Origin of the sequence: Streptomyces sp. 891-h (genome assembly GCF_022760275.1) — a bacterium.
Classification (GTDB): Bacteria; Actinomycetota; Actinomycetes; order Streptomycetales; family Streptomycetaceae; genus Streptomyces; species Streptomyces spirodelae.
The window spans coordinates 942,570-960,169 of record NZ_CP050693.1; the positions used below are offsets into that span (position 1 = coordinate 942,570).

At 72.4% G+C, this 17,600-nt stretch carries 20 protein-coding genes; 7 read left to right on the plus strand and 13 right to left on the minus strand.

Translation table 11 applies throughout. The annotated features are described in order from the left end of the window. Window positions 1–2: 2 nt before the first annotated feature. From HC362_RS04210 to HC362_RS04235, 6 genes are all read right to left on the minus strand, one after another. Window positions 3–1,220: a sugar ABC transporter substrate-binding protein gene (locus tag HC362_RS04210; protein ID WP_243082418.1), complete on the minus strand. Its 1,218-nt coding sequence runs from the start codon at window positions 1,218–1,220 to the stop codon at window positions 3–5. Between the two features lie 154 nt (window positions 1,221–1,374). Continuing rightward, on the minus strand, window positions 1,375–4,368 hold the full coding sequence (locus HC362_RS04215) for a glycoside hydrolase family 3 protein (RefSeq protein WP_243082419.1): 2,994 nt from the start codon (window positions 4,366–4,368) through the stop codon (window positions 1,375–1,377). 164 nt (window positions 4,369–4,532) lie between these two features. Beyond that, on the minus strand, window positions 4,533–5,546 hold the full coding sequence (locus HC362_RS04220; protein ID WP_243082420.1) for a LacI family DNA-binding transcriptional regulator: 1,014 nt from the start codon (window positions 5,544–5,546) through the stop codon (window positions 4,533–4,535). Window positions 5,547–5,683: 137 nt separating this feature from the next. Next, window positions 5,684–6,184, minus strand: a complete 501-nt coding sequence (locus HC362_RS04225) for a hypothetical protein (protein WP_243082421.1) — start codon at window positions 6,182–6,184, stop codon at window positions 5,684–5,686. Between the two features lie 36 nt (window positions 6,185–6,220). Next, entirely contained in the window at window positions 6,221–6,550 is a 330-nt protein-coding gene (locus HC362_RS04230) for a DUF2795 domain-containing protein (RefSeq protein ID WP_243082422.1), read from the minus strand. Between the two features lie 32 nt (window positions 6,551–6,582). Then, window positions 6,583–7,002: a DUF2267 domain-containing protein gene (locus HC362_RS04235; protein ID WP_243082423.1), complete on the minus strand. Its 420-nt coding sequence runs from the start codon at window positions 7,000–7,002 to the stop codon at window positions 6,583–6,585. 242 nt (window positions 7,003–7,244) lie between these two features. Between HC362_RS04235 and HC362_RS04240 the strand changes: the two genes are divergently transcribed. Continuing rightward, window positions 7,245–8,051 carry an SDR family oxidoreductase gene (locus HC362_RS04240; protein ID WP_243082424.1) on the plus strand — a complete coding sequence of 269 codons (807 nt, stop codon included), beginning with the start codon at window positions 7,245–7,247 and terminating at the stop codon, window positions 8,049–8,051. Window positions 8,052–8,108: 57 nt separating this feature from the next. Here the strand turns inward: HC362_RS04240 and HC362_RS04245 are convergent, their stop codons facing one another. After that, the gene (locus HC362_RS04245; RefSeq protein ID WP_243082425.1) at window positions 8,109–8,663 is read right to left on the minus strand and encodes a sugar O-acetyltransferase; all 555 of its coding nucleotides are present in this window, start codon (window positions 8,661–8,663) and stop codon (window positions 8,109–8,111) included. A gap of 60 nt (window positions 8,664–8,723) precedes the next feature. Further along, a complete protein-coding gene (locus tag HC362_RS04250) occupies window positions 8,724–9,731 on the minus strand; it encodes a helix-turn-helix domain-containing protein (RefSeq protein ID WP_243082426.1) in 1,008 nt (335 codons plus the stop codon). 51 nt (window positions 9,732–9,782) lie between these two features. On the opposite strand from HC362_RS04250, the gene HC362_RS04255 reads away from it, so the two are divergent. Then, window positions 9,783–10,187 (plus strand): cupin domain-containing protein, encoded by a 405-nt coding sequence (locus HC362_RS04255; protein ID WP_243082427.1) that lies wholly within the window; start codon window positions 9,783–9,785, stop codon window positions 10,185–10,187. 76 nt (window positions 10,188–10,263) lie between these two features. Here the strand turns inward: HC362_RS04255 and HC362_RS04260 are convergent, their stop codons facing one another. Further along, window positions 10,264–10,473 carry a hypothetical protein gene (locus tag HC362_RS04260; protein ID WP_243082428.1) on the minus strand — a complete coding sequence of 70 codons (210 nt, stop codon included), beginning with the start codon at window positions 10,471–10,473 and terminating at the stop codon, window positions 10,264–10,266. A gap of 196 nt (window positions 10,474–10,669) precedes the next feature. Here HC362_RS04260 and HC362_RS04265 point away from each other — a divergent pair, with 196 nt between their 5' ends. Both HC362_RS04265 and HC362_RS04270 read left to right on the plus strand, forming a co-directional pair. Beyond that, window positions 10,670–11,230, plus strand: a complete 561-nt coding sequence (locus HC362_RS04265) for a DUF2243 domain-containing protein (RefSeq protein ID WP_243082429.1) — start codon at window positions 10,670–10,672, stop codon at window positions 11,228–11,230. A gap of 50 nt (window positions 11,231–11,280) precedes the next feature. Then, on the plus strand, window positions 11,281–12,111 hold the full coding sequence (locus HC362_RS04270) for a cytochrome c oxidase assembly protein (RefSeq protein ID WP_243088349.1): 831 nt from the start codon (window positions 11,281–11,283) through the stop codon (window positions 12,109–12,111). Here the strand turns inward: HC362_RS04270 and HC362_RS04275 are convergent. Next, window positions 12,099–12,284: a DUF5133 domain-containing protein gene (locus HC362_RS04275; RefSeq protein ID WP_229375809.1), complete on the minus strand. Its 186-nt coding sequence runs from the start codon at window positions 12,282–12,284 to the stop codon at window positions 12,099–12,101. The two genes, HC362_RS04270 and HC362_RS04275, sit on opposite strands and share 13 nt — an antisense overlap. Window positions 12,285–12,537: 253 nt before the next feature. On the opposite strand from HC362_RS04275, the gene HC362_RS04280 reads away from it, so the two are divergent. Then, window positions 12,538–13,299, plus strand: coding sequence for a VOC family protein (locus HC362_RS04280; RefSeq protein ID WP_243082430.1), 762 nt, complete (start codon window positions 12,538–12,540; stop codon window positions 13,297–13,299). Between the two features lie 168 nt (window positions 13,300–13,467). Continuing rightward, window positions 13,468–14,508 (plus strand): SDR family oxidoreductase, encoded by a 1,041-nt coding sequence (locus HC362_RS04285; protein WP_243082431.1) that lies wholly within the window; start codon window positions 13,468–13,470, stop codon window positions 14,506–14,508. Between the two features lie 80 nt (window positions 14,509–14,588). Here HC362_RS04285 and HC362_RS04290 read toward each other — a convergent pair whose 3' ends face one another. Further along, window positions 14,589–14,873, minus strand: coding sequence for a DUF2180 family protein (locus HC362_RS04290; RefSeq protein WP_347568417.1), 285 nt, complete (start codon window positions 14,871–14,873; stop codon window positions 14,589–14,591). Window positions 14,874–14,936: 63 nt separating this feature from the next. Here HC362_RS04290 and HC362_RS04295 point away from each other — a divergent pair, with 63 nt between their 5' ends. Beyond that, window positions 14,937–16,289, plus strand: a complete 1,353-nt coding sequence (locus HC362_RS04295) for an amidohydrolase family protein (protein ID WP_243082433.1) — start codon at window positions 14,937–14,939, stop codon at window positions 16,287–16,289. A gap of 31 nt (window positions 16,290–16,320) precedes the next feature. Here HC362_RS04295 and HC362_RS04300 read toward each other — a convergent pair whose 3' ends face one another. Continuing rightward, on the minus strand, window positions 16,321–17,307 hold the full coding sequence (locus HC362_RS04300) for an NAD(P)-dependent oxidoreductase (RefSeq protein ID WP_243082434.1): 987 nt from the start codon (window positions 17,305–17,307) through the stop codon (window positions 16,321–16,323). A 34-nt stretch (window positions 17,308–17,341) separates the two neighbouring features. Continuing rightward, complete coding sequence (locus HC362_RS04305) at window positions 17,342–17,533, minus strand: hypothetical protein (RefSeq protein ID WP_243082435.1); 192 nt, start codon at window positions 17,531–17,533, stop codon at window positions 17,342–17,344. Window positions 17,534–17,600: the final 67 nt, after the last annotated feature.

The following is a 17,600-nucleotide window of genomic DNA, read 5'->3' on the forward strand; positions in this document are numbered from 1 at the left end:
CCTCACTCCCCCGCCGTGGCCTGCCGCTGGGCGCGGCGCAGGGCCGCCTCCGGGCTGCTGCCGCCGGTGAGTACGGACTGGAAGGCCCCGGCCAGCGCGTCGCTCACGGCCGGCCAGCGGGTGCCGACCTTCGCGGTGCGGGAGCGTGCGGTGGTGACCAGGTCGGCGAACGGGGCGAGCTTGGGGTTCTTCTTCGCGTAGGCCCGTGCGGCGGCGGCGCGGGTGGGCACGTTGTTGACGGCCTCGCCCCAGTCGAGCTGGTTCTTCCGGGTGTTGAGGCAGTTGAGGATCTTGGCGGCGTTCTTCTCGCGCTCGCTGTCGTCACTCTTGGGTACGGTCATCACGGTGCCGCCGACCGGGGGAACCGCCTTGTCGCCCGCTTCGGGGACGGGGAACTTGGCGACCTCCCACTCCACCTTGTCCTGCGCCTCCAGCACCGGCACCTGCCAGGGGCCGTTGATCATCATGGCGGTGCGGCCGGCGATGAACTGGTCGTTGACGTCCTGTTGATTCCAGTTGACCACCGCCTTGGAGACGGATTTGTCCCTCACCAGGTCCTTCCACAGCCGCAGCGCCGCCTCGCCCTTGCCGTTGTCCAGCCGTGCCTCGTTGCCGCCGGCCGACCAGAAGAAGGGCAGGAACTGATAGACGCCGTCCGCGTTCGGGCTGGCGCTGAAGGCGAACCCATAGGTCCCGTCACCGGTCAGCTTCTTCGCCGTCGTCCGCAGCTCGTCCCAGGTCCGGGGCGGGCGGACCCCGGCCTTCTTCAGCAGCTCAGGGTTGTAGTAGAGGGCGAGGGAGTTGACGGAGCGGGCGATCCCGTAGCGGGTGCCCTCGAACGTCCCGAGGGAGATGCCGCTGTCCGAGAGCCCGGAGGTACGGACCCCGAGGTCCTTCAGGCTGCGCAGCCCGCCCGTCTCGGCGAACTGCGGCAGCTCGGAGCCGTCGAGTTCGAGGATGTCGGGCAGCGAGTGCGAGGACGCCATGCGCAGCGCCTTGGACGACACCTGGTCGGCGGGCACGCTGTTCTGCTCCACCCGCAGCCCGAACTTGGCGGCGCAGCGGTCGAAGAACTTCTGGTTCTTGGTGTGCTCCGCTGTGTCGGTGGCCGAGTTGAGCACGGTGACGGTGCCCGGTTCGGGCTCGGCGGCACACCCACTGAGCCCGAACGCGACCGTCACCCCCGCCATGACCACGGGGAGCACGGGGCGCAATTGCATAGCTGGAAATCTCCATTTCGAAAGGGGGAGCCGCGCCCCGTCAGGGACGCGCCCCGTCAGGGGCGCGGGGAACTGCGCGACCAGCCGAGAACAAATCCGCAGCCGCCCGACAACAGCTCCCCCCGAGCCCGAAGGCGACAGCGGCGGACAAAGCTCAGCGCAGCGAAAACGTGCTCAGCCGCATCGCATCCGAGAAGACGAGGTACACGTCGTGCCGTCCGCGCCCACCCCGCAACCGTGCGGTGACGCTCTTGTAGGCGTACCGGTCACCAGTGCTCGGCACCTCGGCGGAACCGATCACCCGCCCGCGCGGCGAGCCGAGCCGTACGGTGAGAGTCCCGCTGCCCCGGCCCTCCCTGGCCACCCGTGCGGTCAGCTTCCCGGCGCCGCGTCCCAGATCGACATCGCGGAACAGCACCCATGCGCGGTCCTCCTCCGCGCCGACCGCCTCTCCCCGCTCCTTGCTCTCGTCGACCAGCCGCACCCCGCGGTAGTCGTCGAAAGAGGCAGCCCGCGTGGTCCGCGACAGGTCGCGCGGCGGGATCTTCTCGCCGCGCACCCGCAGGGTCGTACGCCCCCGGATGTCGCTGGACGAGGCTCCCACCCGCACCTCGACCACGCCGCTCTCCACCACCTCGCGGCCGCGGGTGACGTCCCAGTGGGCGAGATCCGCGGCCCGCAGCTTCAGCCGTACGGTCGTGGAGCGGCCCGCCTTCAGCCGGACCCGCTCGAAGCCGCGCAGCTGCCGCAGCGGCTGCTTGTCCCGCGAGCCGCGCCGGCGGACGTAGAGCTGGACGACCTCGTCGCCGTCGCGGCTGCCGGTGTTGGTGACCCGCACCGAGACGGTCACGGCGCCGTCGCGCTCCAGCGTGTGGGAGGAGAGCCGGGGCCGGCCGTAGCGGAAGGTGCTGTAGGACAGGCCGTGTCCGAAGGGGTAGAGCGGATCGCCGCGGAAGTACAGATAGGTGCGGTCGGCCTTGATGATGTCGTATTCGAGGAGGTCGGGCAGGTCGTCCTCGGAGCGGTACCAGGTCTGGGTGAGCCGCCCGGCCGGGTTGTGGTCGCCGAAGAGCACGTCCGCCAGCGCGTTGCCGGTCTCCTGGCCCGCGTGGGTGGTCCAGACGAGTGCGGGTATGTGTTCCTGCTCCCAGGTGACGGTCTGCGGGTAGCTGGTCTCCAGCACGACGACCGTGCGCGGGTTGGCCCGGCGGACGGCCTTCACCAGCGCGGCCTGCCCCTCCGCGAGCGCCATCGACGCGCGGTCGTGGTCCTCGCGCCCGTTGATGGCGGGCATGGTGCCGACCACGACGACGGCCGCGTCCGCTTCGCGCGCTGCCTCGACCGCCGCGGCGACACCGTCGCGCACGGTCTCGACCTCGTACGAGGTGGCGTTCTGCTTGGTGACCAGGGTGACGGTGCCGTCCTCGCCCGCCTTGAGGTACTTCTTGTCGCCGAACCAGTCGGTGAGCGTCTCGTATCCGGCGTAGCGCACCAGCCGGGCGCCGTCGGCCTGCTTCTCCAGCACGAACTGCTGCTGGACGAACCAGCCGCCGGGCTGTTCCTGGTCGTTGCGGAAGACCTTGCCGTCGTAGCCGAGGTACTTGGCGTTCGCGGCGCTGCGCAGGGTGACGATGCCCTCGCCCCAGTCGAAGACGTCGAACTGCGCTTTGGTGCTCGAACTGTCGCCGCTCTCGGTGAGGATGGCCCCTTCCTCGCCGCTGCCTGCGGTCAGACAGGCTCCGGTGGCCGCGTTCTTCAGCGCGATCCGGTCGACGCCCTCACCCCCGGTGACCTTGCCCGCCGCGCCGAGCCGGGCCGCGACGCCCTCGCGCGGGGTGACTCCGTACGGCAGTGACCCCGAGTACCAGTCGGTGTAGAGGGTGTCGGCGAGCGGCCCGACGACGGCGACCTTCGAGGTCTTCCGGGCGTTCAGCGGCAGCACAGCGCCGCCGCCCCGCGGCGGCTCGTTCTTCAGCAGCACGATCGCCTCCCGCGCCGTCCGGCGGGCCAGGGCGCGGTGCTCGGGGCTGTCGACGACCGACGCGGGGATCTTCCCGTACGGTCCGCCGTCCGGGTCGAACTCGCCGAGGCGGCAGCGGATGCCGAGGATGTGCCGCACGGCGGTGTCCAGGTCGGCCTCGGTGATCAGGCCCTTCTCCAGCGCCGTGGTGAGGGCCTCGACGGTCTTGGAGGAGTCCTCGCTGTCGGAGGTGAAACTGTCGATGCCCGCCTTGAGCGCTGCCGCGTCGGCCTCGGCCAGGGTGGGGTAGTAGTCCTGCCCCTTGACGAGGTTGTTGGGCGCGTCCGCGTCGGTGACGTTGAACAGGTCCTTCCCCGCCCACTTCCGCACGGTCTCGTCCAGGCCGGGATCGACGGTGGCGGGGCGGCCGTTGACCAGGTTGTAGGAGGTCATCACACCGGTGACGGCGTCGGCGCGCAGCGCGGGCCTGAAGGCGGCCTGGTAGTACTCGTGGCGAGCCCGCGGGGGCAGTACGGAGTCCGAGGTCGAGCGGTTCTTCTCGGTGTTGTTGGCGAGGTAGTGCTTGATGGTGGGGGCCGTCTTCAGGTACTGGGGGTGGTCGCCCTGGAGTCCGGTGCCGTAGGCGGTGGAGATGACCCCGCTCAGATACGGGTCCTCGGAGTAGCCCTCCTCGTTGCGCCCCCAGCGTGGGTCGCGCAGCAGATTGACCACCGGCGCCCACAGGTTGAGGCCCCAGCCCTTGGGGCGCTCGTGCTGGAAGCCGCGCGCCTCGTCCCCGACGGCGGCGCCGACCCGCTCGATCAGCGCCGGGTTCCAGGTGCTGGCCAGGCCGATCGCCTGCGGGAAGACGGTGGCCTTGCCGAGCCAGGCGATCCCGTGCAGCGCTTCGCTTCCGGTGCGGAAGGGCTTCAGACCGAGCCGGGGGATGGCCGGCTGGTACTGGTGCAGCAGGGAGATCTTCTCCTTGCGGGTCAGCCTGCCCAGCAGGTCCTCGACGCGTTTCTCGAAGGGTAGCGCGGGGTCACGGAAAGGGTGGCCGGCACGGGTGGACCTGCGGGGGCGCGCTGTGGCGGGCGCGGCCCCCGCAAGACCCGTACCGGCGGCCACCAGCGGGGCGGCCAGGCCGAGGGCGAGGAGGTGGCGTCTGGGGGTGCCCTGTTCCTGCACGGGACTCTCCTTCGAGTCGAAGCGCTTCGACGGGTGGCGCGCAACGGGAAGCGTCGACGGTTGAGTTGGGGGGTCGGCTCGGGGCGGGAGACGAGACGGGGAAGCGGGGTGGGGAAGCGGGGTGGTGGGAAGCGGTCAGGCGCGGGGTGGCGCGGGTGCGGTGGTCATGAGGCGGAGGCGCGCGGTGCGGTGCTGGCGCGCCGGGTCAGTACAGGGGGCAGCAGCGTGGCGTCCGGTACCGGCCGGCCGTTCAGCTTGGCCATCAGCAGTTCCACGGCCCGCTCCCCCACCTCGGCGGCGGGGATGGCGACCGAGGTGACCGGTACGACGGCGTTCTCCGCCAGCTCGTCCGGACAGACGGCCACCAGCGAGAGATCCTCCGGGACGCGCATCCCCGCCTGCTGGAACGCCTCCATCAGCAGGGGCAGCGCGGGTTCGTTGTGCACCACGGCCCCGGTCAGGTCGGGATGGTCGTGCAGCAGTCGGTCCACCGTCTCCCGTGCGGCGGCCCTGGTGGGCTCGCAGGGGAGCACCGTGGAGGTCATGCCGTAGCGGCGGGCGGCTGCGGTGAAGCCCGCGGCCGTGCGCTGCGCGAAGCCCGTGCCCCGCGCGTACACCTCGGGCGGTGAGCCGAGCAGCGCCACGCACCGGTGCCCGAGCTGGGCGAGGTGGCTGACGCAGGTCTCACCGGTGGCGGTGAAGTCGAGGTCGATGCAGGTCAGCCCGTCGGCCTCGGCGGGGAAGCCGATCAGGACCGAGGGCAGCGGCAGTGCGCGCAGCAGCGGGGCGCGTGCGTCGCGCAGTTGGACGTCCATCACGATCAGCGCGTCCACGAGCGCGCTGTCGGCCACCCGCCGCAACCCGTCCTCGCCCTCCTCCTGGGTGAGCAGCAGGACATCGTGGTCGTGGCCGCGTGCGGTGGTCGCCACGGCTCCGGCGAACTGCATCTGTACGGGCAGATGGATGCCGCTGCGCAGCGGCATCACCAGGGCCAGCACATTGGACCTGCTGCTCGCCAGCGCCCGGGCCCCGGCGTGCGGGCGGTAGCCGAGTTCGCGGATGCTCGCCTCGACGCGGCGCTGGGTGGCGGCCGAGATGGAGCGCTTGCCGCTGAGGACGTAGGAGACGGTACTGGGCGAGACGCCGGCGCGTCTGGCCACATCCGTGATCTTGACCAACGCCCCCTCCTCGGCACTGTTTCCGCGGGATCATCGAATCGTTTCGACTGCGTGTTTCGAAGCGATTCGGCGGAACAGTAAGGAGGGGGCCGGGGTGTGTCAACGGCTGGGACAGATCTCGTCCCGCCGGTGGGTGCTCAGTGCCGCGGCTTGGTCTCGTAGTGGGACAGGTCCGGGGCCTCGGCGCCCTGGAGTTCGGTCGCGAGGTGATGGACCGTCACCAGGTCGTGCACCAGCGGCTGGATGCGCTCCTGCGGCATCTGGGCTTCCCGCGAGATCTCATCGAGGCTCACCGGCTCGCCGCCGTGCTGCTGCTCGGCGGTGACCAGGGCGCGGAAGACCTGCTCGTGCTCCGCTGAGTAGTCGGGGCGGCCACGGCCCTCGTAGGGGCTGCGGGACTCGGCCGGGCCGGCGCCCTGGCGCCTGCGCTCCTGCTCGGTGGCGGTGTGCCCCACCTTGCCCTGGCGTTGGGCGGGGGTCTCGGTGTCCTGCTCGGCGGACCCGCCCGCACGGTGGGTGCGCTGCTTCGAAGCGCCGGTGGTCGCGTAGCGGGCGCTGGCGGGTTCGTCGGCGTGGTGCGCCTTGTGCGCTTCCCTGCGCCGCTCGTCCTCGTCGCCTTCGACCTTCTTGCGCACCATGTCGGACCTCCTTGGGTGCGTGCGTACAGCGTGCGGTCACCGCTCGCCTCGGCGGTCCAGTTCGTCCTCGACCGGGGGCTTGGGGGCCTCCCGCAGATACTGCGACTGCCCCGGCTTGCCGCCCTGCCGCGCCTGTTCGGCGTGCTGGGCCCGGCTGTGGCCGAGGTCGGAGTCGGGGTCGACCCGCACCGAGCGGGCCACCTCCTCACGGTTGGCGTACTGCTCCGGCGGGATGCCGCGCAGCGCCACATGGACCTCAGGGGGAGCCGAGGACTCCTCGGCCGCTTGGAGCAGCTCGTCCTTCCCGGCCGGGAAATCCACGTCCTTCAGCGCGGCCAGGACTTCTTCGACAGTGGTGTGGGCCATGTCCGATCGCTGCCTTTCCGCGATTGGGGCGGTCAGCTGCTGCCGGCCGTACCGGTGCTGCCGGAGAAGAGGATGGAGGCCAGCTCCTCGTCCAGGGACTGCCGGATGCGCTCGGTCAGCGCGCCCTGGGTCGCCTCCTCCAGGAGCTCCACCACGGTGCGTGCCTCGTGCACGGCCTTGGGGGGCTCGGCTCCGGCGCGCTGCGCGACCCGGTCGAAGAACTCCTGCCGGGACATCCGCACCCCGGTCTGCGGGACGTCCGGCGCGTACTCGACGCGGCGCAGGTGTTCTCCCAGCTCGGTCGGGAGCTGTGCGGCCAGGTGGTCGGCGAGCGAGGCGGGGATGCGTTCGGCCAGCGTCTCCAGGGTGGCGCGGGTACCGGCCTCGGCCGCGCCACGGCTGTCGAGGTGGGCCCGCGCCTGCACCTGGCCGATGAACTCGTCGTGCTGCATGGTGCTTCTCCTCACTGGAGCGGTGACAACACGGGACCCTCATCCAGCATGCGCGCCACTTGTGCGGGTCGCACGTTCGGGCGTGCCGCGGGTGCCGGTGAGGCTGCCCGGTGGCCCGGCGTACCCCTCACTCCCCTGTTTACGCACCCGCCTCAGGGGTGACCCGACCCTCTGACCGGCGCGCTCTTGTGACCGGCGCGCTCTTGCTGTCAGCCGGCCGTCACCAGCGGAGGGAGGCCGTCGTGCCCACGCAGAACGACGCAGCCCCGGTCGCGATCGTCACCGGCTCCGACTCGGGCATCGGCCGCGCCACGGCGCTGCACCTGGCCAGGGACGGCATGGACGTCGGCATCACCTGGCACACCGACCGGGACGGCGCCGAGGAGACCGCGGCACTGGTGCGGGAGACCGGCCGACGCGCCGCGGTGCGGCACCTCGACCTGACCCGGCTGCCGGAGGCCGCTGACGTGGTGGACGAGCTCGGTGACGAGCTGGGCCGCGTCGACGTGCTGGTCAACAACGCCGGCACCGGCACCGCCACCCCCTTCCTCGACCTGGACTTCCCCACCATCCGCGATGTGCTCGACATCGACCTGCTCGGGCCTCTCCTGTGCTCCCAGCGCGCCGCGCGCCGCATGATCGAGCAGGGGGACGGCGGCACGGTCGTCAACGTGACCAGCGTGCACGAGCACCAGCCACGGGTGGGTGCGGGGCCCTACTGCGCGGCCAAGGGCGGCCTCGGGCTGCTCACCCAGGTGATGGCCCTGGAGCTGGCCGAGCACGGCATCCGCGTCAACGCGGTGGCGCCCGGTGAGATCGCCACCCCGATGACGGGCCAGGAGGACCGGGACGTGCGCGAGGCGGCCCGGCCCGGTGTGCCGCTGGGGCGGCCGGGGGACGCGCGCGAGGTCGCCTCCGTCATCGCCTTCCTGGCCGGCCCCGAGTCGACGTATGTGACCGGCGCGTCCTGGGCCGTGGACGGCGGCATGCTGCGGATGGGACCACAGGCCGGCTCCCATCTGCCGGACGACTCCTGGCGCCGCCGCTGACCCGCCGGGGGGGGCGACGGCGCTCGCTGTTCCGGTGAGGGGATGCCGGGTGCGCGCCTACAGCTCGCGTACCACCCGGGCCGGGTTGCCCACCGCCAGGACGCCCGGTGGCAGGTCCTTGGTGACCACCGCACCCGCTCCGACCACCGTGTCGGCGCCGATCGTGACCCCCGGGCAGACGATCACGCCGCCGCCGAGCCAGACGTTGTCACCGATGGTGATGGGCACGCCCTTCTCCCAGCCCGCACGGCGCCGCTCGGCGTCCAGCTCGTGGGTGGGGGTCAGCAGCTGCACATTGGGGCCGATCTGCACATGACGGCCGATGGTGATGGGCGCGGCGTCCAGGAAGACGGCGCCGAAGTTGACGAACGTACCAGTGCCGATCGAGATGTACGTGCCGAAGTCGCAGCGGAACGGCGGGCGGATACGGACGTCTTCGCCCAGCTGACCGATCAACTGCTCCAGTATCTTGCGCCGTTCGTCCGGCGGCGCCGTGTCGGCGGCGTTGAAGGCCGCGCACAGCTCGGCCCGCCGTACGGTGTCCGCCAACAGCTCTTCGTCATCGGGGACGTACCACTCCCCCGCCAGCATGCGCTGCTTGTTCTCACCCATGGGGACACTCTCGCAAAGCGCCGGGCGGCCGGGGTACGGAAGGGTGCCTTCCGTCGCCCGTCACGCCGCGGTCGGGTCCGGGAGGTCCACGCGGCCGAAGCGCTGCCGGTACGCCGACGGGCTCAGCCCCGTCTCCCTGCGCAGCCGCGCCCGCAGGTTGGCGGCGGTGCCCAGGCCGCTCTTCCGGGCGACGACGTCCAGCCGTTCCTCGCCGCGTTCGATCAGCCGGCAGGCCAGGGCGATCCGCTCGCCGGTCAGCCAGGCCAGCGGTGTGGTGCCGAGCTGGGTGCGGAAGCGACGGTGGAGGGTCGCGGGGCTGACCGCCGCCTCGGCGGCCAGCCCGGCCACGGTCAGCGGCTCGCCCAGGCGTTCCTGGGCCCAGGCCAGCAGCGGCGCCAGCGACTCCTCGGGGGCAGGCGGCACCGGCCGCTCGACGAACTGCCGCTGCCCGCCGTCCCGGTGCGCGGCGAAGACCAGGCGCCGGCTCACCGCGTTGGCGACCTCGGCGCCGTGGTCCCGGCGCACCACGTGCAGCCCCAGGTCGAGTGCGGCGGCGCTGCCCGCTGCGGTGAGGATGTCGCCGTCGTCCACGAACAGCACGTCCGCCTCCAGGCGTACGTCGGGGAAGCGGGCGCGGAACTGGTCGGCCCACTGCCAGTGCGCTGTCGCCCGCCGTCCGGCCAGCACCCCCGCCTCGGCCAGGGTGAAGGCTCCGCTGCAGAACCCCAGCAGACGGGCACCGCGGGCGTGGGCGCGCCGGATCGCCGCCAGTACGGCGGGGCGGCGTTCCACCTCGACGTCGGGCCGGTTGGGCACGATCAGCGTGTCGGCGCGGTCGGCCGCCGCCAGGTCCGCGACGCCGGTGAGGGTGAAGAACCCGTCGCGCATCAGGGTGCGCGGCTGGGGGGAGCACAGCGTGAAGTCGTAGAGGTCGCGGCCGAGCTCGGGCCTGCGGAGGCCGAAGACCTCGGTGGCGCAGCCGAGTTCGAACGGGTTGGAGTTCTCGTCGACGAGTACGACGACGCGGTGGAGTCCGGCCGTACGGCCCTGCGAGGAATCTTGCGCCATATGCGATTTCTAGCACTCGCGGGGCGCGCTGTCACGGCCGAGGATGAGCCCATGAGTACCGAACCTGTAGATCTGCACAAGGCTCTGGCCTCCTTCGACGCCCTCTGGAGCCCCCGAATCGTCACCCGCGTCAACGACTACGACGCGCGGATCGCCAAGGTCCAGGGCGAGCACCTGTGGCACGCCCACGAGGACACGGACGAGTTCTTCCTCGTCCTGGACGGCCAGTTGAGTATCGCGCTGCGGGAGCCGCAGGGCGAGCGCACCGTCTCGCTGCCCGCCGGGTCCGTCTTCACCGTCCCGCGCGGCGTCGAGCACAAGCCCGGTTCGGAGACCGGCGCCTCGCTGTTGCTGTTCGAGCCCACCGGCACCTCCACGGTGGGAGACCGCCACGAGGAGATCCCGGACCACGTCGACGCGACGACGGGGCACGAACTGGACCACGGCGCCGGCTGAGAGCCCACCGGAACCGGCGGAGTGCGCTCCGACCGGGTGTGGAAGCCGCCCCCAGGGGAGGGCGGCTTCCACCTGCTCAGCTCCCCGACTCGCCCTCGGGGCGCTCGCCCTTGGGGCCGCGGCCCCGCTCCGTGCGCGGGCCGGTGGGGCGCCAGCCGGTGTCGCGCTCCAGGTCGCGCTTGGCCTCTTCGTTCGCCTCCTGCGCGTCTGCCGCGCCGCTCTTCTCCAAGTCCTTGCGGCGCCGCGCACGGTGCTTGTCGTAGCTCTTGCTCCCGGGCTCCGGCACTGCGCTCACCTCACTCGCATCGGCGGCCGCTCGTCGGGCGGCCTGTGATCGCTCGGGTCCCGGGGTTCCCAGTGGCCCGGGCGGAAAACGCTGGGCCGGTCGGCGGAAAACCGGAGTGACCGGGCCGAACCCGGGAAACCGCCGCTCTGCGCGGACGGGCGCGAAGATCGCAGTCGAGTGAGGACGGAGAAGACCGATGACCACGACGGGCGAGGCGCACGCCGGGCCGGGCCCCGTGAGCCTGCGGCTGCCGGGAATCGTGCTGGGGGTGGGGCTGGGCGGCTTCGTCGACGGCATCCTGCTGCACCAGCTCCTGCAGTGGCATCACATGCTCTCCAGCACCAACGAGGACCGGATCGGGGTGAAGTACTACTCGCCGCACACGGTCTCCGGGCTGGAGATGAACACTGTCTGGGACGGCATCTTCCACACCGTGTGCTGGCTGGCTGTGCTGCTCGGGCTGGGGGTCCTCTACGCGCGGGTGACCCACGGCCGCCGCCGGGTGTGGGCCTCGCGGGTGCTGTGGGGGTGGATTCTGGTCGGCTGGGGCGTCTTCAACGTGGTGGAGGGTCTGCTCGACCACCAGATCCTCGGCATCCACCATGTGCACGGCGGCCCGTACCAACTGTGGTGGGACATCGGCTTCCTCGTCCTGGGCGCCTTCCTGCTGGCCGGCGGCTGGCTGGTCCAGCGCGGCGGGCGCCCTCTCGACCTGGGCGCACCACGGGGTACGCGAACGACGGGCGAGCCGCTGTGACGGGCTTCGCGGCAGGTGGCTCCGGGCATCCGTGGGAGACGGCCTTCGCGCTGCCGGCGGCTGTCGCCGCGCTGCCCGCGCTCGGCTATCTGCTGCTGGTGCGCCGCACCCGGCGACGCACACCGCGCCGCGAGTGGAGTGCATGGCGTACGGCGAGTTTCCTGGCCGGTTGCGGGGTCCTGGCGCTCGCGCTGCTGCCGCCGCTCGCTCCGTGGGCACACCACGACTTCCGGGGCCATATGGCGCAGCACCTGCTGATCGGGATGTACGCTCCGCCCGCCCTGGTGCTGGGGGCTCCGGGCACGCTGCTGCTGCGCGCGCTGCCCGCGGCACGGGCGCGACGGCTCACCGCGCTGCTGCACTCGTCCCCGATGCGCCTGCTGACGCGTCCGGTGACGGCGCTGCTGCTCAACACCGGCTCACTCGCGGCGCTCTACTGCACGCCTCTGTACGGGACGGTCGCGGCCGATCCGGCCGGGCACTGGCTGCTGCACATCCACTTCCTGGCGTCCGGCTGCCTGTTCGCCTGGGTGGTGGCCGGTCCCGACCCGGGTCCTGCCCGGCCGGGGGTACCGGCCAGGCTGGTGCTGCTGGGTGTCGCGATCGCGGGCCACGCGGTGCTCTCGCAGGCGATGTACGGGGGCTTTCTCATCGACATCCCCGCGCCTGTCCCTCAGGTCAGGGGCGGGGCCGAGCTGATGTACTACGGCGGTGACCTCGCCGAACTCCTGCTCGCAGTGGCACTGGTGACCACCTGGCGTCCGGCCCGCGACCGGCCCCGGCGCGGTGGTCCCGGGGGCGACAGGCTCGGGGTGGGCTTGCGCCCCTGCGCCCGGCAACCGGTCGGGGACGGTGCCCGCGGCGGCGCTCAGGCCGCGTAGGCGCCCGCGATATGCGCCCGCGCCGCCCGTACCGCGTCCCGGATGTCGCGGGTGCCCGTGGAGACGCAGAGCGTGTACGAGACGTCCTCCAGCTCCTGTCGGCCGCCGGGCCGGTCACGGAGCGCCTCGTAGCGGTTGAGCAGCTCTCGCAGGGTGTCGGGGTGGGCCATCATGGGGACTCCTCGGGGGCGCGGGGCGCTCGACGGGTGCGGGGTCACGCCGAAGGGCCCCGTGGCGGCGGCCACGGAATCGGCGCACCCCGCCCGGTACCCCACCCTGAAGCGGGAAACACCCACAAAACCGTACATTTCCCCCCAGCAGTCACTCTCGTTTCGTCTCCGCAGGCAGTGGGCACCCCGGCATGCAGGGACGGAAAAAACGGACGACCAACTGCGAAAGGAACACCGGGAGGCTTGAGGTGACGTGATGGATTCCGTACCCGGGGTGCCATGCTGGGTCAGTCTCACCGTCCGCGACCGGCGGGCCACCGAGGAGTTCTACAGCGCCGTGCTGGGCTGGTCGTTCGCCGACAGCTCTCTCGGCCCCGGATTCCGCACCGCCACCAGGGAAGGCGAACCGATTGCGGGCTTCAACGAAGCCGCGGTCTCCTGGCAGCTCCCCGTGCGGTGGACCGTGTTCTTCTCCGTCGACGACGCCGACCTGGCATGTGAGCGCGTCCGCGAAAGAGGAGCCACCGTCGCGGTGGGCCCGCTGCGGGTGGGCGACGGCCGCGCCGCCATGGCCGCAGACCCCTACGGCGCGGCGTTCGGCATGTGGCAGGGAGAACTGCCGCGCGGCTGGGCGGTCGGCGCGGGCCACGCGCCCGCCTGGCTGGAGCTGCGCACCGGCGACGCCTTCGCGGCGGCGCTGTTCTACGGCGATGTCCTCGACTGGACGAAGAACCCCAGCCACGGGGTCAGCTACGAGGAGCAGAACGACGAGGTGCACATCCTGGTCGACGGTGAAACCGTGGCCGGGCTGCGCGGCGGCGGCGTCGAGGCCGCACCCGACCCCCAGGTGCGCACCCGGTGGGAGGTGTACTTCCGCGCGACCGACATCGACGCCGCACTCGCCGCAGCGGAGAAGACCGGCGGCACAGTGATCTCCCCTGTCCAGCACGCGTCGCACGGCAGGGTCGCCACCGTTCGCGACCCGGACGGCGGCCTGTTCTGCCTGCTGGGCTCCTGACACCGGGGGTACCCGACCACTCCGACCGGCCGTCCCACGGCCCACCGCGCGGCGCGCCCGATCGCCGTGCGCCGTGCGCCGGAAGGCGGATGGACGCCGCAGCGGATGGACGCCGCAAGCAGATGACACAGACAGCGTTCGCACAGACAGCACAGCGGAGGTGTGGCGATGAGCCAGCAGCAGTCCGGTCGCGCGGGAGCCGACGGCGAGGTCGTCGTGGTCACCGGCGCCAGCGGCGGGGTGGGCCGCGCGACAGCCCGCGCGTTCGGGGCGCGCGGCGCCACGGTCGCGCTGCTCGCACGCGGCGAGGAGGGCCTGGCCCGCGCCGCCGACGAGGTGCGGGAGGCGGGCGGCACGGCGCTCCCGCTGAGCGTCGATGTCGGCGACCACACGGAGGTGGACGCGGCGGCCGACCGCATCGAGCGGGAACTCGGCCCGATCGCGGTGTGGGTGAACACCGCGTTCTCCACCGTCTTCGCGCCGGTCACCGAGGTGCAGCCAGAGGAGTTCCGCAGGACGACCGAGGTCACCTACCTCGGCTTCGTGCACGGGACGCTGGCCGCGCTGCGGCACATGAAGCCGCGCGACACGGGGACCATCGTCCAGGTCGGCTCCGCGCTCGCCTACCGGGGCATCCCGCTCCAGTCGGCGTACTGCGCGGCCAAGCACGCCATCCAAGGCTTCCACGAGTCGCTGCGCTGCGAGCTGCTGCACGAAAAGAGCGGCGTACGCGCCACGATGGTGCAGCTCCCCGGCCTGAACACCCCGCAGTTCACCTGGGTCAAGTCGCGGCTCCCGCGCAATCCGCGTCCGGTCGCGCCCGTCTACCAGCCCGAGGTGGCCGCACGCGGCATCCTGTACGCGGCCGACCACCCACGGCGCAGGGAACACTGGGTCGGCGGCTCGACGGTGGCCACCCTGCTGGGCGAGAAGTTCGCGCCCGGTCTCCTGGACCGCTATCTGGCCAGGACCGCCTTCCAGGGCCAGCAGACCGACTACGCACGCTCCCCCGCGCAGCCGGACAACCTGTGGAAGCCCGCGGACTCCCGGCACGACTACGGGGCACACGGCGAGTTCGACGACGAGGCGTCCTCGCGCAGCTACCAGCTGTGGGCCTCGCACCACCACGGCCTGCTCGCGGCTGTGGGCACGGCCGCAGCCGCCGCCGTGGGCGCCACGGCGGCCCGCCGGGTGCGGCAGGGCGGGTAGCGGAGCCGCGCGCCCACCCACGCGCCCGCCGTGTCGGACCCGCTCGCGGGTCCGGCACGGCGGGTGCGCGCGACAGCCCGTCACATTCCGCCGGGATCGGCGGGATCGTCCTGCTGGAGCGAGGCATGACACACGGAGCAGTACATCCGGCGCGATTCACGCGCGGACCAGACCCGCCCCGTGCTCGTCGAGCGGCGCACGGGCTCGGATTCGGGATGCAGATGGCGTGGGCACACACCGGCGTGGCACTCGATGCAGACGGCGACGGCGGAGGTCTCGATACCTTCCCTGTAGCAGTCGTAACAGCGCATGGCGCCCCCTCTCTCGGTACCGGAAGGGCGGACTGCGCACGAGTTCCCCTCCATACGCCCCGGTACGCGTCACTGCGCCCGTTCGGCGCACCGGACGCCCGACCACGAGGAGCTGCTGTGAACGACACCCTGATACGGGACGCCGAACTGGTCGTCACCATGGACGGCGAGGAGATCCCGGGCGGCTGGGTCGCCCTGTCGGACGGCACCGTGACCGGGACAGGCCCTCCGGGTGCGGAGCCCGCGGCGAGCCGTACGCTCTCCGCACGCGGCGCTCTGGTGACCCCGGGGCTGATCAACACCCACCACCACATCTTCCAGAACCTCACCCGCTCCTACGCTCCGGCCACCCGCTACGAGCTGTTCGACTGGCTGCGCACCCTCTACCCGCTGTGGACCGCGCTGGACGAGGAGGCCGTGGAGGTCTCCACCTGGGTCGGCCTTGCCGAGCTGGCGCTGGGCGGGTGCACCACCACGACGGACATGCTCTACGCCCACCCCAGGCCCCGCCTCGTCGACGCCCAGATCCGTGCCGCGCGGCAGGTCGGGTTCCGGTTCCATCCGGCACGCGGAGCGCTGGACCTGCCCGAACGCGACGGCGGCCCGGCGCCCGACGGCCTGGTGGAGAGCGTCGAGGACATCCTGAGCGACAGCGAACGCCTGGTCTCCGCCTACCACGACCCCTCCCCCGGCTCGATGCTGCGTATCGCCCTCGCTCCTTCCACCCAGGCCGCCGTCACCGAGCGGCTCATGGTGGAGACCGCACAGCTGGCCGAACGCCTCGATGTGCGGCTGCACACCCATCTGGCGGAGGACCCGGGCGAAGAGCGCCACTGTCTGGAGACCTTCGGGCGGCGCCCCGTCGAGCAGTTCGAACACGTGGGGTGGGGCACCCCGCGCGCATGGGTCGCCCACCTCGTCTTCTCCCGGGAGGAGGAGAGGGCCAGGCTGGCTCGATGGGGCACCGGCGTGGCGCACTGCCCCGGTTCGACGATGATGCTGGGCGCCGGGGCGGCGAGCCTTCCCGAGCTCCGCGACGCCGGGGTCACCGTCTCACTGGGCTGCGACGGCTCGGCCTCGACCGATCACGCCTCGCTGTGGCTGGAGGCGCGCACCGCGCTGACGGCCGCGCGGGAGCGCGGCGGCGCGGCGGCGGCGAGGGCCCGTGACATCCTGCACGCCGCCACCGTGGACGCCGCCGCCAATCTGGGGAGGGACGACGGGCTGGGCCGCCTCAGCCCCGGAGCCCCGGCCGACGTCGTCGTATGGGAGCTGGACGAGTTCGCCTTCGCCGGGGCCCACACCGACCTGGTCGAGGCGTGGCTGCGCTGCGGCCCCGTCCGGCCCCGGCACACCCTCGTGCAGGGCCGCCCACTGGTGGAGGACGGTGCCCTCACCCTCCCGCACGCCCGGGAGATGCTCACCGCGCACGCCCGCCTCTCCCGCCGTATCCAGCGGCTGCGGACCTGAGCCCGTCCCGGCCCCCGGCGCGCGTACCCGTTCAGTAGCCGGCCGTGGGGTGGACGGCGAGCGTGGGGAGTCGGCCGACGCGCAGGCTGTGCCAGGCGGTGCCGAAGTCGGTGGTGATGTCGGTGGCAGTCGTGGGGCCGGCGGAATGGGAGGTGAGGGTGGTGCGGGGCAGGTCCCAGGCCGGTGAGGAGGGCGGGGCCGGCTCCTCCGGCAGGACGTCCAGCACCGCGTGTGCGACCCGGCCTTCCTCCAGCGCGTGCGCGAGCGCGTCGGTACGGACGGTCGCGCCGCGGCCGACGTTGAAGAAGGTCGCGCCGGACATCGCCCCGAAGAGCCCGGTGCCGAAGAGCCCCTCCGTCTCGGGGGTGAGCGGCAGCGCGTCGACGACCCAGCGCGCCTCGGCCAGCGCCGCGGTCAGCTCGGCGGAGGGACCGTCGGGACCGGCCGGGCTGCCCAGCCGCAGCACGTGGTCGAAGCCGGGGACGCGGCGCGGGGTGCGGGCCACACCGACGGTGCGGATGCCGCAGCGCCCGAGTGCGGCGGCGACCCCAGCGCCGATTCCGCCGGTGCCGAAGACGACCGCGAGGGTGCCGTCGGCCGGCTCGGTCTCCAGCCGGTTCCAGGTCCTGGACGCCTGCTGGCGCAGGAAGCCCGGAATGTCCTGCAACTCGGCCAGCGCCCAGGCGAGTACGTACTGGCCGATCCGCTCGCCCATCCTGCCGACCGTCCGGGTCAGCAGCGTCCCGGACGGCCACGGCGAGAGCGAGCTGAGCAGCGCGTCGACTCCGGCGTTGGTGCTGTGCAGCCACAACAGCCGCTCGCCCGCGGCGAGTTCGGGCACGGCGGGACCCACATGCACGCGGGGCCGGCCGCCCGGCGCTGCGCCGGTGCCCACCGGCCGGCCGGTCAGCTCCCGCACCCCCTCGCGCACCGCCGGGGGCAGGCCGGGGTCGACGGTGACGACAGCACCGTCGAGTTCCCGTCCGATTTGATGAGGGTCCACGCCCGCGCCCGTCATCCGGTCTCCTCCCAGCCGACCGCTTCGTCCACTCTCAGGACGACTCGGTGATACGCCAGTTGCCGACCTCACGGTACTGCGAGTCGTAGACGGGCGAGCCGTCGCCGGGCTGCAGCGCGTAGTGGCGCAGGTTGCCGCCCCAGTACCGCAGCACCCGTCCCAGCTCGGCCGCGGCCTCGCCCTCGCCGCGCATCTCGGTGGTGTCGACTTCCAGCACGAACTTCATGTCCCGTCTCCTGTCCCGATGCCATGGGGCACACGCCCCGAGGGCCCTCGCCCTCTGGCACCTTCCA

What these genes read in the sequence shown, in the direction of transcription:
- HC362_RS04210 (WP_243082418.1), bottom strand. Translation starts at nt 1,220, where the DNA reads ATGCAATTGCGCCCCGTGCTCCCCGTGGTCATGGCGGGGGTGACGGTC.
- HC362_RS04225 (WP_243082421.1), bottom strand. Translation starts at nt 6,184, where the DNA reads ATGGTGCGCAAGAAGGTCGAAGGCGACGAGGACGAGCGGCGCAGGGAA.
- HC362_RS04230 (WP_243082422.1), bottom strand. Translation starts at nt 6,550, where the DNA reads ATGGCCCACACCACTGTCGAAGAAGTCCTGGCCGCGCTGAAGGACGTG.
- HC362_RS04235 (WP_243082423.1), bottom strand. Translation starts at nt 7,002, where the DNA reads ATGCAGCACGACGAGTTCATCGGCCAGGTGCAGGCGCGGGCCCACCTC.
- HC362_RS04245 (WP_243082425.1), bottom strand. Translation starts at nt 8,663, where the DNA reads ATGGGTGAGAACAAGCAGCGCATGCTGGCGGGGGAGTGGTACGTCCCC.
- HC362_RS04250 (WP_243082426.1), bottom strand. Translation starts at nt 9,731, where the DNA reads ATGGCGCAAGATTCCTCGCAGGGCCGTACGGCCGGACTCCACCGCGTC.
- HC362_RS04255 (WP_243082427.1), top strand. Translation starts at nt 9,783, where the DNA reads ATGAGTACCGAACCTGTAGATCTGCACAAGGCTCTGGCCTCCTTCGAC.
- HC362_RS04265 (WP_243082429.1), top strand. Translation starts at nt 10,670, where the DNA reads ATGACCACGACGGGCGAGGCGCACGCCGGGCCGGGCCCCGTGAGCCTG.
- HC362_RS04275 (WP_229375809.1), bottom strand. Translation starts at nt 12,284, where the DNA reads ATGATGGCCCACCCCGACACCCTGCGAGAGCTGCTCAACCGCTACGAG.
- HC362_RS04280 (WP_243082430.1), top strand. Translation starts at nt 12,538, where the DNA reads ATGGATTCCGTACCCGGGGTGCCATGCTGGGTCAGTCTCACCGTCCGC.
- HC362_RS04285 (WP_243082431.1), top strand. Translation starts at nt 13,468, where the DNA reads ATGAGCCAGCAGCAGTCCGGTCGCGCGGGAGCCGACGGCGAGGTCGTC.
- HC362_RS04290 (WP_347568417.1), bottom strand. Translation starts at nt 14,873, where the DNA reads ATGGAGGGGAACTCGTGCGCAGTCCGCCCTTCCGGTACCGAGAGAGGG.
- HC362_RS04300 (WP_243082434.1), bottom strand. Translation starts at nt 17,307, where the DNA reads ATGACGGGCGCGGGCGTGGACCCTCATCAAATCGGACGGGAACTCGAC.
- HC362_RS04305 (WP_243082435.1), bottom strand. Translation starts at nt 17,533, where the DNA reads ATGAAGTTCGTGCTGGAAGTCGACACCACCGAGATGCGCGGCGAGGGC.